The 13,865-nt window shown below is 70.1% G+C and carries 17 protein-coding genes and 1 pseudogene; 14 read left to right on the top strand and 4 right to left on the bottom strand.

Translation table 11 applies throughout. From position 1 onward, the window contains the following. Window positions 1-71: 71 nt before the first annotated feature. Window positions 72-491 (top strand): hypothetical protein, encoded by a 420-nt coding sequence (locus ACZ60B_RS25825; protein ID WP_469390821.1) that lies wholly within the window; start codon window positions 72-74, stop codon window positions 489-491. 60 nt (window positions 492-551) lie between these two features. Here ACZ60B_RS25825 and ACZ60B_RS25830 read toward each other — a convergent pair whose 3' ends face one another. After that, on the bottom strand, window positions 552-1,178 hold the full coding sequence (locus tag ACZ60B_RS25830) for a hypothetical protein (RefSeq protein ID WP_469390823.1): 627 nt from the start codon (window positions 1,176-1,178) through the stop codon (window positions 552-554). An 868-nt stretch (window positions 1,179-2,046) separates the two neighbouring features. On the opposite strand from ACZ60B_RS25830, the gene ACZ60B_RS25835 reads away from it, so the two are divergent. Then, window positions 2,047-2,385 (top strand): hypothetical protein, encoded by a 339-nt coding sequence (locus ACZ60B_RS25835; protein ID WP_469390825.1) that lies wholly within the window; start codon window positions 2,047-2,049, stop codon window positions 2,383-2,385. Between the two features lie 148 nt (window positions 2,386-2,533). Here ACZ60B_RS25835 and ACZ60B_RS25840 read toward each other — a convergent pair whose 3' ends face one another. Further along, window positions 2,534-3,514 (bottom strand): helix-turn-helix domain-containing protein, encoded by a 981-nt coding sequence (locus ACZ60B_RS25840; RefSeq protein ID WP_469390827.1) that lies wholly within the window; start codon window positions 3,512-3,514, stop codon window positions 2,534-2,536. Between the two features lie 280 nt (window positions 3,515-3,794). On the opposite strand from ACZ60B_RS25840, the pseudogene ACZ60B_RS25845 reads away from it, so the two are divergent. From ACZ60B_RS25845 to ACZ60B_RS25860, 4 genes and pseudogenes are all read left to right on the top strand, one after another. Continuing rightward, window positions 3,795-4,619, top strand: a pseudogene (locus ACZ60B_RS25845) (alpha/beta fold hydrolase). A gap of 54 nt (window positions 4,620-4,673) precedes the next feature. Beyond that, complete coding sequence (locus ACZ60B_RS25850; protein ID WP_469390829.1) at window positions 4,674-5,513, top strand: alpha/beta fold hydrolase; 840 nt, start codon at window positions 4,674-4,676, stop codon at window positions 5,511-5,513. A gap of 11 nt (window positions 5,514-5,524) precedes the next feature. Next, entirely contained in the window at window positions 5,525-6,319 is a 795-nt protein-coding gene (locus ACZ60B_RS25855; RefSeq protein WP_469390831.1) for an alpha/beta hydrolase, read from the top strand. 64 nt (window positions 6,320-6,383) lie between these two features. Next, window positions 6,384-7,175 (top strand): MBL fold metallo-hydrolase, encoded by a 792-nt coding sequence (locus ACZ60B_RS25860; protein ID WP_469390833.1) that lies wholly within the window; start codon window positions 6,384-6,386, stop codon window positions 7,173-7,175. Between the two features lie 216 nt (window positions 7,176-7,391). Here the strand turns inward: ACZ60B_RS25860 and ACZ60B_RS25865 are convergent, their stop codons facing one another. After that, window positions 7,392-8,384 carry a zinc-dependent alcohol dehydrogenase family protein gene (locus ACZ60B_RS25865; protein ID WP_469390835.1) on the bottom strand — a complete coding sequence of 331 codons (993 nt, stop codon included), beginning with the start codon at window positions 8,382-8,384 and terminating at the stop codon, window positions 7,392-7,394. Between the two features lie 87 nt (window positions 8,385-8,471). Here ACZ60B_RS25865 and ACZ60B_RS25870 point away from each other — a divergent pair, with 87 nt between their 5' ends. The 6 genes from ACZ60B_RS25870 to ACZ60B_RS25895 all read left to right on the top strand — a co-directional run bounded on the left by ACZ60B_RS25870 (window position 8,472) and on the right by ACZ60B_RS25895 (window position 11,610). Beyond that, entirely contained in the window at window positions 8,472-8,855 is a 384-nt protein-coding gene (locus ACZ60B_RS25870) for a winged helix-turn-helix transcriptional regulator (protein ID WP_469390837.1), read from the top strand. Window positions 8,856-9,471: 616 nt separating this feature from the next. Further along, entirely contained in the window at window positions 9,472-9,987 is a 516-nt protein-coding gene (locus ACZ60B_RS25875) for a hypothetical protein (protein ID WP_469390839.1), read from the top strand. A gap of 197 nt (window positions 9,988-10,184) precedes the next feature. Next, window positions 10,185-10,379, top strand: a complete 195-nt coding sequence (locus ACZ60B_RS25880; protein WP_469390841.1) for a hypothetical protein — start codon at window positions 10,185-10,187, stop codon at window positions 10,377-10,379. Window positions 10,380-10,426: 47 nt separating this feature from the next. Beyond that, window positions 10,427-10,753, top strand: coding sequence for a plasmid stabilization protein (locus tag ACZ60B_RS25885; RefSeq protein ID WP_469390843.1), 327 nt, complete (start codon window positions 10,427-10,429; stop codon window positions 10,751-10,753). A gap of 324 nt (window positions 10,754-11,077) precedes the next feature. Further along, window positions 11,078-11,467, top strand: a complete 390-nt coding sequence (locus tag ACZ60B_RS25890; protein WP_469390845.1) for a hypothetical protein — start codon at window positions 11,078-11,080, stop codon at window positions 11,465-11,467. Next, on the top strand, window positions 11,464-11,610 hold the full coding sequence (locus ACZ60B_RS25895; protein ID WP_469390847.1) for a hypothetical protein: 147 nt from the start codon (window positions 11,464-11,466) through the stop codon (window positions 11,608-11,610). Before ACZ60B_RS25890 ends, ACZ60B_RS25895 begins: the two co-directional genes overlap by 4 nt. A 146-nt stretch (window positions 11,611-11,756) precedes the next feature. On the opposite strand, the gene ACZ60B_RS25900 is transcribed toward ACZ60B_RS25895, so the two are convergent. Continuing rightward, window positions 11,757-12,302: a CBS domain-containing protein gene (locus ACZ60B_RS25900; RefSeq protein WP_469390849.1), complete on the bottom strand. Its 546-nt coding sequence runs from the start codon at window positions 12,300-12,302 to the stop codon at window positions 11,757-11,759. 442 nt (window positions 12,303-12,744) lie between these two features. Here ACZ60B_RS25900 and ACZ60B_RS25905 point away from each other — a divergent pair, with 442 nt between their 5' ends. After that, window positions 12,745-13,305: a hemerythrin domain-containing protein gene (locus ACZ60B_RS25905; protein ID WP_469390851.1), complete on the top strand. Its 561-nt coding sequence runs from the start codon at window positions 12,745-12,747 to the stop codon at window positions 13,303-13,305. Window positions 13,306-13,478: 173 nt separating this feature from the next. Continuing rightward, the gene (locus ACZ60B_RS25910) at window positions 13,479-13,856 is read left to right on the top strand and encodes a hypothetical protein (protein WP_469390853.1); all 378 of its coding nucleotides are present in this window, start codon (window positions 13,479-13,481) and stop codon (window positions 13,854-13,856) included. The last annotated feature ends 9 nt before the right edge of the window (window positions 13,857-13,865 follow it).

The raw sequence follows: 13,865 nt of genomic DNA on the forward strand, positions 1-13,865 counted from the left end.
CCCCCGCTTGGTGACGGACTCCGCTGCCCTGCTGGGGGTCGACGCCCGCGAACCGGCCTTGCTCACGGGCATTGACCGCGGAGCGCGAGGAGATCCTTCGAGAGCTCCGGGAAGCGGGTGAGGACCGGCCGCAGGAACTGCTGGGCCGTGACGTCCGGCTGGTGCCCCGGGGATTCGACGAAGGCGCTGGGCACTTCCTGTACTGGCTGGTCCGGCCCGCTCCCGAGCCGGAGGAGTGGACCGTCATCCTCGACGAGGGCCGCGGCCCGCTGTGGGAGGCGACTCCTGTCTCATGCAGCCACTTTCTTCTCGACGTGGTGGCCGGTACGACGACATCGGTCTGTTTCACCAAGCTCGACGGCATCGTCGACCCTGGTGACAGGACCCGCTTCGTACCCAATGCCGAGATCCTCGGCCGGGCCCAGGTTCACCGGCAAGGAACGAGAACGACTGGGCTCGCCACCGGGTACGACGAGACCGCCGCCTCCTGAGAGGCGGCGGCCAGTCTCACGTCGTTCCTGCTCCGGGCAAGATCCGTCTGAAATCGGGCCCTACCAGTCCCCACGGCCCCCGCGGTCACCGTAGTGGTCCCTGACCACCCGGAAGCTGCCCACGACGCCGCGGTGGATGTTGATGCCCCCGGTGTGGCCCGGGCGCACCCCGTTGCTGGAGCTGTAGGGTCCGACGGTGGCGACGGGAGCGCCGTTGTCGCAGACCGCGCCGCGGAAGACCTCGACGGTCCTACGGGACTCGTTGCGGACGTTCAGGCTCCATGCGCCCAGGCCGCTGACCACGGTGATGCAGCCGTCGGGGTATGCGGAGTACGACCGCTCGTTGATGAAGATGCGGCCCTCCTCTCCCCGGTACCCGCCGTTGCCCCCGCGGCCTCGGTTGCCCCTGTCGCCTCCGTTGCCCCTGTCTCCACCGCCGCCCTCGTCACCCTTGCTGTAGTTGCCGTTCTGCCCGTTGCCGCCGGCGGGCAGGTCGGCGACAGCCGGGGCCGCCTGAGGAGCCGGAGCCGCCTGGGCGGCCTGGGCCGCCTGAGGAACCGGAGCCACGTGGGGGGCCGGGGCGGAGGCGGCCGGAGCCGAGGCGGCCGAGGCGTAGGTGATGCCGGTCGCGGCCAGAGCTGCGGCGGCCGTAACGGTGGCGGTGACCGCCTTGGAACGAAGCTTCATGTCGCTGTCTCCTGTTGCAGGGATGCCGACCCGTCAGCCGACTCGTCACCGAACTTACCCATAGCCGTCATATCGGTCATATCGAAAGATCGGCAGGGTGACGCCAATCGGGGTATTTACGGCACTTTCCGAAGCCGACACGCAGTCACATCACCGCCACAAGCAGCAGATTGACCTACGATTAACCCCTTAGGGGGATCTTTGGGTGCTGACAGCCACTCGATACCGGCGTGTCGCTACGAGTGTGGCGCGGTGAGCCGTGATAGCGGGACGCTCGCTGTGCCGAAAGCCGCCGGCCCGGCCGACCGGCAGGAGACCACCCGGCAGCCGTGAACACACCCCCGAGGCACCTGCACGCACGGCCGGAGCCCGGACGCGCAGCCCCTGGCCCGACGGGCAAGCGGCACAAGGGACGGGCCCGGGCGCCGGGCAGGCAAAGGCCGGCGCACAGGACGCCGGGGCACATCGGGAGCGGGCCGGGGGTGGGGGCATCGCCGACGAGGCCGGCCAGAGCGTGCACTGCGCCGAGGCGGACTGCGACGGATTTCGCCGAGCCGGCCGACGGCTGTGGTGCGGCGTTCGCGTGGAGGCAGGTGGCGGCCCGCAGGGCGCCGTCCGGGCCGGCTCCCGTCCTCGGACACCGCAACGCCGACATCTTCATCAGCGCACTCGGCCACGACTCCTGCCCGACCCCGAGCAGCCCGACGGACACGGGTACCGGCGCGAACCGCTACCGGCGCTTCACATGATCAGGGCATTCTTGCAGTCCCGAGGAGATGGCGGCAGGCGCGTCGGAGGTGCACGGATGAGCGTGACGTGGGCGGCGACGGCACCGGAATCGGGACGGTTCCGCGAGGTTGGGAGATGCGTGGACGTCGGAGAGTTGACGCACCGCTTCCACGAACTGCGCTCCCTCGGCCAGGGATATCTCGAAGTCGGGCTGCCAGGAGGCGAGTTCCCCCTTCTGACGCTGGGCTTCCAAGGCGATCAAGCAGTCCTCCACCTGTTCGATGCCGCTGAAGGGGTTTCCCTGCTCGTCGGTGACGGCATCGCCTCGCCGGATGCCGTGGTCGACGTCCCGATCATGGATGACCTGGCTGCGTTCGGTGGCGACTTCGTCCTGTCGGTCGATCGCGCATGGGCCCACGTGCACACCTTCATCCGGACGGGGACGCATGAGGGACTGGGCGAGTGGTACGCGTTGTGACCATGGCACGATCAGCGATCCGCAGGCCGTGGTGTCACCGAGCACCCATGCGTGGCAGTCCACGTGGCGATGCAACAACCGTCACACCCCCGCGATCGAGCAGCTGATCTCGAACCGGCGGCCGATCAGCACCTGCCGGCGAACCCCGTCAGAGGTCGTCCGGCGGGGACAGGAGCCGGCTCTGCCGACAGAGACTTCGCCATTGCGTGGGGGTGGTGCCGTAGGTCTGGCGGAAACGGCGGGAGAAGAAGGCGGGGTTGGTGAAGCCCCAGCTGCGGGCGATGGTGTCGATGGTGCGGTGCGAGTGTCCGGGGGCTGCGAGGTCGGTGCGGGCGCCCTCGAGACGGCGACGGATGATCCACTTCTCGAGACTGACTCCGCCGTCCTCGCACAGCCGGTACAGCGTCCGCACGGAGGTGCTGTGCGCCCAGGCGATCCGCTGGGGGGTGAGGTCGGGTTCTCTCAGATGGGCGCGGGCGTAGGCCAGGACCCGGGTGAGGAGGGTCTCCCGCGCGACTGCCCGGCGGGTGGAGTCGTCGCCCGCGACCGACACCACCCAGGCTCGGACGAGTTCCACGGTGGCGGAGGCGAGGGCCTCGGCTTCGGGACCGGTGTTGATCTGGTCGGCGATGCGGTGCACGCCGAGAACGTGGTTGATCAGCAGCCGTCCGACGGGACTGTGCTCGAGGGTCGGGATGGATGTGCGGATCGTCCCTTCGGGCAGGCTGAGGCGTGCGGTGTTGAACATCAGGGCCAGCGTGCTGCCGAGGCCGGACCACCAGTACTCGTATCCGGCAGGCATGTGGTGCATGGTCGCGCTGTTCGGACCGATGCGCTGCCGGTGGCCGCCCCAGGCGAATCCGCCGGTCCCCTGACGGTGGATATTGATCGCGACGGTGTCCATCGCATCGCGCCGCGCCTGCCGGAGCGAGCGGGAGATACGCATGCCCGTGCCCTGGGTGTGGAAGAGCGTCAGCGGGCCGAGGTGCCAGAGCTCGAGTCGTTTCCAGACCGCTTCCTCGGTCGCCTCCTCCTGGACGGAGGAGACGCCGCCTTCACCGGCGGCCACCGCCTCGAAGGCAGCGATCCGGTCACCGACTCGTAGATCGTTCGTGTCGAGGACGAGCACTACGCCTCCTCTTCCGGGCAGCCCCAGGACGCGAGTGTCCGCCGTCCGGAGCGCTCCGGGCAAAGATGCATGCATGCAACACGGGCATGCGTACGCACACGTCCCCTGTGACCGGAGCTGTGGCACACAGGGGACAGGCTCCGGCAGGCAGGGCAAAGCCGACTGATGCCGCCCGTGCCAGGCTCCCGTGCAAGTCCTTCGCAACTACGGGGTGCGGCACGGAGGACGGGTCGATGCGACGGGTCAATGCGGCACCCCGGCTGTCAACGGGGAGAAGCCCATGCCCTTCGTCACCACATCCGACGACGCCCAGATCTACTACAAGGACTGGGGAACGGGCCGCCCCGTCGTCCTCAGCCACGGCTGGCCGCTGAACTCCGACAGCTGGGAGGCCCAGCAACTGTTCCTGGCTTCCCACGGCTACCGGGTCATCGCGCACGACCGGCGCGGCCACGGACGCTCCGCCCAGACGTGGAACGGCAACGACATGAACACCTACGCCGACGACCTGGCCACGCTCATCGACACCCTGGACCTGCGGGATGCCACCCTGGTCGGTTTCTCCACCAGTGGCGGCGAGGTCGCCCGCTACGTCGGCCGGCACGGCACCGCCCGGCTCGCCCAGGTCGTGCTCGTCTCCGCGGTCCCACCGTTCATGCTCAAGACCGATGACAACCCCGGCGGCGTCCCGATCGAGACCTTCGACGCGATCCGGGCCGGTTCGCTGGCCGACCGCTCATAGCTCTACCGCGACCTGGCCGACGGACCGTTCTTCGGCAACAACCGGCCTGGTGCCGACGTCTCCCCCGGCATCCGAGAGGCGTTCTGGCGCCAGGGCCTGCAGGCCGGGCACCGGGGCGCCTACGAGTGCATCGCGGCGTTCTCCGCGACCGACTTCCGCACCGACCTGGACGCCATCGACGTGCCCACGCTGGTCATCCACGGCGACGACGACCAGGTCGTGCCCTTCGAGGTCGGGGGCAAGGCGTCGGCGGCCCGCGTCAAGAACGCGACGCTGAAGGTCTACCCGGGCGCCCCGCACGGCATCACCGACACCCACAAGGAGCAGCTCGGCGCCGACCTGCTGGAGTTCCTCAAGTCCTGACGGAGCAACGTCCGCGTCCGCTCCCTGGGGGCGCCCGAGCACAGGAGCCCACACATGATCTTCAGCGGTCAGCGGCCCCGCCGCCGTACCGTCGACGCGTGCCTGCTCGCCGCCGTGCTCATGGCCGGCGTGGGCGGCACGGTTGCCCCCGTCTCCGCCACCACGGCACACTCGAGCGGCACCGAGCCGACCGTCGTCCTCGTCCACGGCGTCTTCGCCGACGCCTCCGGCTGGTACCCGACCATCGCCGCGCTGCAGAAGGCCGGCTACCCGGTCATCGCTGCGGCCAACCCGCTGCGCGACCTGGGCAGCGACTCGGCCTACGTCTCCAGCATCCTCGACAGCGTCCACGGCCCGGTCATCCTGGTGGGCCACTCCTACGGCGGCGAGGTCATCACCAACGCAGCCCGCGGCCACGCCGACGTCAAGGCCCTCGTCTACGTCGCCGCGTTCGCCCCCGACCAGGGCGAGAGTGCGCTGCAACTGGCCGGCAAGTTCCCCGGCAGCAAGCTGCCGGACGCTCTGGTCACCCGCGACCACCCGCTGCCGGACGGCAGCACCGGCCAGGACGGCTACATCGACCCCGCCAGGTTCCGCGAGGTGTTCGCCGCCGACCTGCCGTCCTCCCAGACCCGGCTGATGGCGGCCGCGCAACGTCCCGGCAGCGTGGGCGGGTTGGCGGGCCCCAGCGGTGCTCCCGCGTGGAAGGACCTGCCGTCCTGGTACGTCATCCCCACCGCGGACAACGTGATCCCGGCCGCCGTGCAGCGCTTCATGGCCGAACGCGCCCACAGCCGCACCGTCGAGGTCAAGGGCGCGTCCCACGCCGTGATGATGTCCCGTCCCGACATCGTGGTCCGCCAGATCCAGGCCGCCCACCAGGCAACTCGCTGAGGAGCACACCGATGCAACCCGACACCGTCGTTCTCGTCCACGGCTTCTGGGTGACACCGCGCGCCTGGGAAGGCTGGATCGCCCACTACCAGGACAGGGGCTTCAGGGTCATCGCCCCGCCCTATCCCGGCTTCGAGGCGGAGGTCGAGGCCCTCAACGCCGACCCGACCCCGATCGAGACCGTGACCGTCCCCGCCATCATCTCCAGCCTGGAGAAGCTCATCACCGGACTGGACCGACCGCCCGTCATCATGGGGCACTCCGCCGGCGGCGCGTTCACCCAGATCCTGCTCGACCACGGCTTCGGCGCCGCCGGAGTGGCGATCAACTCGGCGCCCACCGAAGGCGTGGCCGTCGTACCGCTGTCCCAGGTCCGCTCGACCTTCCCGGTGCTCAGGACGCCGGCCAACCGTCACCGCGCGGTCGGCTTCGACTACGACCACTGGCGCTACGCCTTCACCAACACGTTCCCCGAGGACCAGGCCCACGCCACCTACGAGCGCTACCACATCCCCGCCCCCGGAGGGATCGTCTGGGGCAGCGCCCTGGCCAACATCCACCCCGGCCACACCGACACCTACGTCGACTACCACAACACGAACCGGGCACCGCTGCTGTTCTGTTCGGGCGAGAACGACCATCTCATGCCGCCCAAGGTGCAGCAGTCCAACGCCAGGCACTACAAGGCCGACGGCACCGTCACGGAGGTCACGGTCTTCCCCGGCCGCTCCCATCTGATGCCCGCCCAGGACGGCTGGCAAGAGGTGGCCGACCACGCCCTGGACTGGGCCCTCGCCCACGCCTGACCGCACCCGAGGCCCGCGCCCGGGAGAGCGCCCTCCGGCCCGGGCCCGGGAAGGGAGCCTGCACATGAGCGAGCTGCGTATCACCCACATCGGCGGCCCGACCACCCTCATCGAGACGGGCGGCTGGCGACTGCTGACCGATCCCACCTTCGACCCGCCCGGGCAGCGCTACGGCTTCGGCTGGGGCACCGCCTCCCACAAGTCCGTCGGCCCCGCCCTCTCCGCACCCCACCTGCCGCCGATCGACGTCGTCCTGCTCAGCCATGACCAGCACGGCGACAACCTCGACCGCACCGGACGCGACGTCCTGCGCACCGCCCGGACCGTCCTGACCACCCCGGCCGGCGCCCGCCGCCTCGGCCGGGGAGCCCACGGCCTCGCCCCGTGGAACGCGACCCGTCTGCACGCCCCGCACCGCCCCACCATCACCGTCACCGCCACCCCGGCTCGCCACGGCCCACCCCTGTCCCGGCCCCTGACCGGACCGGTCACCGGCTTCGCCCTCACCTGGGAAGGCCAGCGGCACGGCGCACTGTGGATCTCCGGGGACACCGTCCTGTACGGCGGCCTGCGCGAGGTGGCCGAACGCCTGACCGTGGGCACCGCGCTGCTGCACGTCGGCGGTGTGCGCTTCCCGGTCACCGGACCGGTCCGGTACACCATGACCGCCGCCCAAGCCGTCCGCCTGTGCCGCCTGCTGCGACCGCGCACCGCCATCCCGGTCCATTACGAGGGCTGGCACCATTTCCGCGAAGGCCGCGACGCCGTCGAGTACGAACTCGCCCGCGCGCCCGCCGACATCCGCGACCGCTTCCGCTGGCTACCCACCGGAACCGCCACGGACATCAGCGCCTGACCCATGGCATGGCACAACCCCACATCGCCCTCACCCACGGTTCCGCCCCTCCCGAGCTCCCTCCCATGCGGCCTCCGGACGCTCCCCTGCCGTGAGCGGTCAGCGGGGCATTGCGGTGGGACACGAAGACCTCCGTGCGGTGCAGCCCTGGAGAGCTCCATCCCGCCGGAGGTCTTCGCCATGATCAAGCCCGCCGACTGTCGACAACGCCCGTGATCAATACGCCTGGACCGTGACGACGATCTTCTTTCCGACGTGGAGCCCCTTCTCGAGATGGCGGTGTGCCTCGACGACGTCGTCGAGGGTGAACACCTTGTCGATGGCGGGCCGCAGTGCACCGAGGCGTACACCGGCGTTCAGGAAGGCCGCCATGCGCCTGACCACGACGGCGTCGAGGGTGTGCTCGAAGCTCCGGTAGCTGAAGATCGTGAGCGGTGGGCCGCTCGGGAAGGGTGTGGGCCGGGGGTCCAGGAAGCCCGCGGCGACCAGAGTTCCGCCGGGGCGCGCCGCACCGAGAAGATTCTGCTGGCCGGGGCCCATGACGACGTCGAGGACGATGTCGGCACCGGTCCCGCCGGTGTGGTGGCGGACGGCTTCGGCGACGTCCATGCGGTCGGTGGCGATGACCGCGGCGGCGCCGGCGGCGAGCAGGTCGTCCGTCCTCGCGGTGTGCCGGGTGAGGGCGATGGGCACGGCGCCGATCTGGTTGGCGATCTGTATCGCCGCCCGGCCGACGCCGCCGGACGCGGCCGTGATGAGGACGTGGTCGCCGGGCCGCATCCCCGCCTTCTCGACGAGCGCGCCGTAGGCGGTGGAGTACGCGACCCAGACAGCCGCCGCCTCCGTGATTCCAAGCGCGGCCGGCCTGGCCACGACCTGGCTCGCGGGGAGCGTGGTGTATTCGGCGTAGCTGCCCCTGGCGCTCGCGTCCGGAACGGCCGCGAGGATGACGGGATCGCCGATCTCCAGCCCGGTGACCTCGGGGCCCAGAGCGTCGACGACACCGGTCCCTTCGACGCCGAGACGGGCGTGGGGCAGGGACACCGCCGCGGGCAAGGTACCGGAACGCATCATCTGGTCGAGCGGGTTGACGGCGAACGCCTCGATCCGGACCCGTACCTCGCCGACGGCCGGCTCGACGACCGGCTCCTCGACGACGTGCATGACATCCGGTCCGCCGAACTCGTCGAACACGACGACTCGTGGCATGGTGAATCCTCCGCATCTGGTGCTGGTTTCGTTTCCCGCGAAGGACGCTACGGAGCCGCGCGTTACCTCCTGGTACCTTCGAATGTCATGCAGAACGTGGCTGGACCAGCCTTCCTCGCCGACTGCCCCACCCGCCTGGCGGTCGAGATCATTTCCGACAAGTGGGCCGTGCTCGTGCTCTTCGGGCTCAGCCGACGCCCCCGCAGGCACGGTGAGCTCGTCGACCTCATCGGCGGCATCTCGCGCAAGGTCCTCACCCAGACGCTGCGCAGGCTGCAGCAGTACGGCCTGGTCGCACGCCACGCCGAAGCGCCGCGCCGGGTCGAGTACAGCCTCACCGACCTCGGTCGCACCCTCGTCGAGCCCATCGAGGTCCTGACGAACTGGGCGAGGGACTACGGCGGGGCCGTCCTCGACTTCCAGGAGGCGGCGCAAGCCGCTGCTTCTGCTCGGCCTCGCACCACGGGTTGATCTTGGCGATTCCGTCCACGACACCGCCGCGTGGGGCGACTTGAGCCAGGAGGGGCATCGTGCCTGTCCCGGCCCACCGAGGCATCGCCGGGCTCCGTCCGGCGCGTCGAGTCGAACGGCCGTGAGGGCCGGACACGAGAATCTGCTGAGGCCGTCCGGCCTCGTGATCAAGTGCTCTTCGCCGCCGGTGAACCGGCCGGACAGAGCATGCGGGCAGCCCTGTGCGCGGCGGCGTCCGACTGCCGGGGGAGGTCGTCGGTCACGCGGTCGCCCGGGGGCCGTGGACGTCACGTGGGGCTTGTAGCTGACGCCTTCGACGGCTTGATCAGGTCCGAGACGGAGTCCGTGTTCTTCTTCAGGGTGATCGGGTCGGCGAGCCCGGTCGGCTTCTGCTCGCGCATCACTGAATTCCGGTGGCGCACCGTGCAGAATCCTGCCGCGCACCGCCTCTGAAAACGCTGCCCCCGCGCAGATGTGGCGTTCTGATTTCCGGTGGTCCCGGGTGTCTCACAGGCAGTGAGGTCGTTGTGAAGGGCTGAGGCGACCGTAGCGGGTACTCGTCCGACGCCGCCGTACCGGGCGGGGAGAAGCGAGGGCACGAGCCATGATGTCATCAATGCCGGGCACCCGCCCGCAGTCGCGCAGCGTCCGCACGGACCTGCTCGGGATTTACCTCAACGACCATCTGGCAGGCGCCACGGCCGGAACCGAACGATCCCGGTTCATGGCCCGGTCGCATCGTGATGCGCCGTTCGGCGAATCTCTGCGCGTCCTCGCGGACGAGATCGCCGAGGACCGTGCGAGCCTGCTGCGGATCATGCGGAGCCTCGGCGTGCCGATACGCCGGTACAAGATCGTGGTGGCCGGGACGGCCGAGCGGGTGGGACGTCTGAAGAGCAATGGGCGCCTGTTCCGATCGTCGCCTCTGACCTTGGTGGTCGAACTTGAGGCGCTGCGGCTGGGCGTACAGGGCAAGGAACTGGGCTGGCGTTCGCTGCGCTCCCTGGCCGAGACGGACGGGCGTCTTGACGAGCGGGAGCTCGAGGGGCTGGTCGCGCGGGCCGAAAGGCAGGCGGGCACGCTGGAGGACTTGCGTGTGAGGGCAGTCCAGGACGTGTTGCCGGCCGGCTGAGGCGGCCGTGTTCCGGAGGCTGCGCGAGCGGCCGGGTGGGGAGGCGGCCGGCGGTTGCTGTTTCACCGCAGGGACGCGTGGTTCGGTCCGGGGCGTCCACGGCCCACGAGCCGTCGGCCGGCGGGTCGGACGGCACCATCGGGGAACTCGGGACGACGAGCCCGTTCAGATGAGCTGGACGGCAGTGGGAAGGGAACATGATGTCCAACCCCCAGCAGCCCGAGCAGCGGCGCAGCCGTAAGGGCGGAGCCACACCGCAGGACAGCGGCGAGCTCAAGGCACGTCACATCGAGGAGACGGGCGAGGGCCGCGCCCATGGCACGGACAAGGGAAACAAGGGCGGTGGCAAAGGTGGCGGTGTGCCCCCGGACCAGCGGCACGATCATCCCTGAAGCAGCGGGACGGCGTGACCGTCCGAGTGGCGACGAGGAGGAGCGTTATGCCTGCCGGATCGAGTTCCAAGCGGAAACGGCAGTACGAACACGTCAAGGAGAGTGCCCAGGACCGCGGCGAGTCCGCCGGACGGGCCGAGGAGATCGCCGCGCGGACGGTCAACAAGGAGCGGGCGAGGTCGGGCGAGTCGAAGACCGCGAGCAAGTCCTCGACCGGCGACCGTAAGTCGGCTTCCCAGCGCGGCGGGCAGCGCTCGCACAGCGGTGCCCGGGGACCGACCAAGGACCAGCTGTACGAGGAGGCCAAGAAGCGCAACATCGACGGCCGCTCGTCGATGAGCAAGAAGCAGTTGCAGAACGCTCTCGGTCGGTGAGCGGGTGAGCCGGATACGCGGCGCTATGTCGTTCGCCGTAGCCCATGCGAGAACAGGGCCGACCCGATAGCGCCGTGTCCGGGCGGGCCGCGCACCGAGCCGACCGGCCTCAGGTTTTCGGAGAAGGGGCCGAGACCGCGAGAGGGCCGGGGATGATGGCGGAGGAACCGGGGGCAGCGCTGGCCCTGTTTCTGGAGCGCTCGCATACCGTCTCCCCGCCGCAGCCACCGCAGCTGGTCGACGAGGCGGCCCGTCGCCTGGGACTGGCGTCGGCGGCCGTCCACCTGGCGGATGTGCAGGAGGACCAGCTGGAGTCCCTGCCTGGTGGAGCCCCTGCCTGGCACGGCCGGGAGCCAGGGCGAGGCGCCGCCCTGGCGGTCGAGGGAACGGTGGCCGGACGGGCGGGCCTACCGGACCGTGTCGCCGCAGCTGTCGTGCCGTCGGCCACTGGCCGTGTGGCTGACGCTGGTCGATGGCATCGCCCGGATCGGCGTGCTGCGCGTCACCGCCGGCCGGCTCACCCCCGCGCAGCCGGCCACGGTGGCCGCGCCGGCCATCGTCTCCAAGAACGGATTCAGCGACCTGTTCAGCCGCACCGCCCGCCGGCGCCCGATGACCACCGCAGCGGAGATGGTGTGGGCGTTCTTGCCGCCAGTCACCCTGGGCACCGGACAGATCACCTCCAACGCCGTGCTGGAGCCCGTCTACGAGTGATGGAGCCCGTCTACGAGATCGGCGGGGACGCCTTCGACCACGGCCTGGACGACGGACGTCTGCACCTGACCGTGGTCGGCGCGATGGGTGACGACCTGGCCGAATGGCACCCGGAGCCCGAGGACACCGGTACGGAGCTGTGAGGCAACCTCTCGACAGTGGAGTGGTGGCCGACACGGCTCGCTGCCTCGCCTGGGCGCAGGTCGTCGTGGGCCGGCCTGGGGGGCCGGAGGGACGCCGGCTGTGCCCCTCCGGTCCTGTGCTCCTCACCTCATCGTCTCCGAGCTGGTCATGTGTTGGGGCTTGCCGAGCTGATGTCGCCGAGCGCGGATCGCCGGTCGAGTTCCATGGCCAGGTCACCGATCGAGATCACGCCGACCGGGTCATCTCCTTCGACGACCGGGAGACGGCGAATGGCGTGCTGCCGCATCAACGCGACGGCGCGCTCGAGCTCGTCGTCGGGGGTGACGGTGATCGGCTCCTCGGTGCACAGATCCGCCACGGTCATCTGCTGCGGATCCGAGCCCTCGGCGAGCCCGCGCACCACCAGGTCCCGGTCGCTCACCAGCCCCAGCAGGTGCTCCTCCCGCGTGACCAGGACGACGCCGATGTCCTCGTCACGCATCAGCCGCGCCACATCCGTCACCAGCGCACCGGTCTCCACGGACACCGGCGTACCGGTCATGACGTCACGCACACACTGGACCATGTCGTGTCCTCTTTCCACAGGTATCGCGATGCCATCCCCCGCTGTCGGTCCGCCGAGTACCCGCGCGCCGCCGTGCGCACGCGACCAGCCTTCCGACGGCATGTCGTAAAGCCGTTTCGGGTCCATGGGACAGGGCTCCTCGTCCGGGGACGGGCCGGCAACCTTGCCCACGACATCCGCGCCGAACTGCAGGACGCCCTCGACCGGTACGGCCCCGACCGGATCCCCGGCACGCCGCCCGATCAAGACTCGGTCCGCCGCGGGGGGGGGACTGGCCGAGCGGGTTGGACGGCGATCTTTCGGCAGGAACGAAGGAACGGGGCCGGCGGCCCCCGGGCAGACCGGGACCGGGCAGCGCTGACACCGCGGGAAGAGCGGATCGGCCTCCTGCACCGACAGGGCCAGGCCGCCCTGTCGGCTGCGCCGTCCGCTCGCGCCTCCACCCGCCCCGGCCACCGACCGGGTGAGATTGGCGCGCCAGGATCGCTTCGCCGCCCCCGCAGGGGGATGACTGTCCCTCAGGGCGGGAACCCGCCCCGGCAACGACCACTGGAAGGCGGAGCAGGCAATGGGACACGGCGGAAACATCATCGAAGAACTGATGACCGACCACCGCGAGGTCGAGGAGATGTTCAGTCGGATCGAAGCCATGACCGGCAAGAGCCAGGAACTGCGTGACCTCGTGGACGAGGTCACCATCGAGCTCGTACGCCACTCGGTCGCCGAAGAGCAGTACCTGTACCCGGCAGTCCGGGAGCACGTCGAGGGCGGCGACCGGCTCGCGGACAAGGAACTCGCGGATCACGACCGGGTCGAGAAGATCCTCAAAGAACTGGAGAAGACGGACACCGATGCCCCCCAGCGGATGCAGCTGCTGCAGCTCCTCATGGACGAGGTGTCCAGCCACGTCCAGGACGAGGAGAACAACCTCTTCCCCAGGCTGCGTCAAGCCTGTTCGCCCGAGACGCTCGACGATCTGGGCGACAAGATCCGCCGGGCCAAGGCCATGGCCCCCACCCGCCCCCATCCCTCCGCACCCGACAGCCCGGCCATGAACAAGCTCCTCGCCCCCGGTGCCGGCCTCGTGGACCGGGCCCGCGACTTCGTCACCGGCCGCGGCAAATCCTGAAACCCCCGGTCTCCGGGGCCGTCGCCCCAGCCGACGGCCCCGGAGACCGGACAGCCCATGCCGTAGACCTCACCGCTCGGCATTCCTGAACCGGAACGGACCACGCGGAAAACCCAGCCGAACGGGTACTCGGACCGAGAACCGATCCCTGTCAGAGGAAGGCAGCGGTCACGATGGCCCGTCATTCGGTTCAGCAAGGCGTACTCGTCCTCACGGTGGACGACGACCCGGGCATCAGTGGCCGGACCGCGCTGTCCGATCAGACCGGCGATCTCGTGCTGGGGCACCGACCCGCTTCTCCCGTCGTCGTCCTCCGTGAACCAGCGGCCACCGACGCGGTGGTCGGCGTCGTCCTGCGCGCCCATCGTCTGTGCAGCCGACTGGGAGTGGTGATGTCCGTGACGACTCACAGCGCCCCCGTCCGACGCTCACTCGAGGCGAACGCCGACACGGACGGCACCCGTATGGTCATCTACGCCCGCGCCGACACCGCCATCGCCACCGCGGGCGTACTCACCGTCGTGGCGACACCGGCCGTCGCGCGGCCCTGACCCGCCCGG

Source organism: Streptomyces sp. NPDC104096 (assembly GCF_055584385.1).

Bases quoted from the DNA above. Each gene is read 5' to 3' on its own strand.
- ACZ60B_RS25830 (WP_469390823.1), bottom strand. From the start codon at position 1,178: ATGAAGCTTCGTTCCAAGGCGGTCACCGCCACCGTTACGGCCGCCGCA.
- ACZ60B_RS25850 (WP_469390829.1), top strand. From the start codon at position 4,674: ATGATCTTCAGCGGTCAGCGGCCCCGCCGCCGTACCGTCGACGCGTGC.
- ACZ60B_RS25855 (WP_469390831.1), top strand. From the start codon at position 5,525: ATGCAACCCGACACCGTCGTTCTCGTCCACGGCTTCTGGGTGACACCG.
- ACZ60B_RS25860 (WP_469390833.1), top strand. From the start codon at position 6,384: ATGAGCGAGCTGCGTATCACCCACATCGGCGGCCCGACCACCCTCATC.
- ACZ60B_RS25865 (WP_469390835.1), bottom strand. From the start codon at position 8,384: ATGCCACGAGTCGTCGTGTTCGACGAGTTCGGCGGACCGGATGTCATG.
- ACZ60B_RS25870 (WP_469390837.1), top strand. From the start codon at position 8,472: ATGCAGAACGTGGCTGGACCAGCCTTCCTCGCCGACTGCCCCACCCGC.
- ACZ60B_RS25875 (WP_469390839.1), top strand. From the start codon at position 9,472: ATGCCGGGCACCCGCCCGCAGTCGCGCAGCGTCCGCACGGACCTGCTC.
- ACZ60B_RS25880 (WP_469390841.1), top strand. From the start codon at position 10,185: ATGATGTCCAACCCCCAGCAGCCCGAGCAGCGGCGCAGCCGTAAGGGC.
- ACZ60B_RS25885 (WP_469390843.1), top strand. From the start codon at position 10,427: ATGCCTGCCGGATCGAGTTCCAAGCGGAAACGGCAGTACGAACACGTC.
- ACZ60B_RS25900 (WP_469390849.1), bottom strand. From the start codon at position 12,302: ATGGACCCGAAACGGCTTTACGACATGCCGTCGGAAGGCTGGTCGCGT.
- ACZ60B_RS25905 (WP_469390851.1), top strand. From the start codon at position 12,745: ATGGGACACGGCGGAAACATCATCGAAGAACTGATGACCGACCACCGC.
- ACZ60B_RS25910 (WP_469390853.1), top strand. From the start codon at position 13,479: ATGGCCCGTCATTCGGTTCAGCAAGGCGTACTCGTCCTCACGGTGGAC.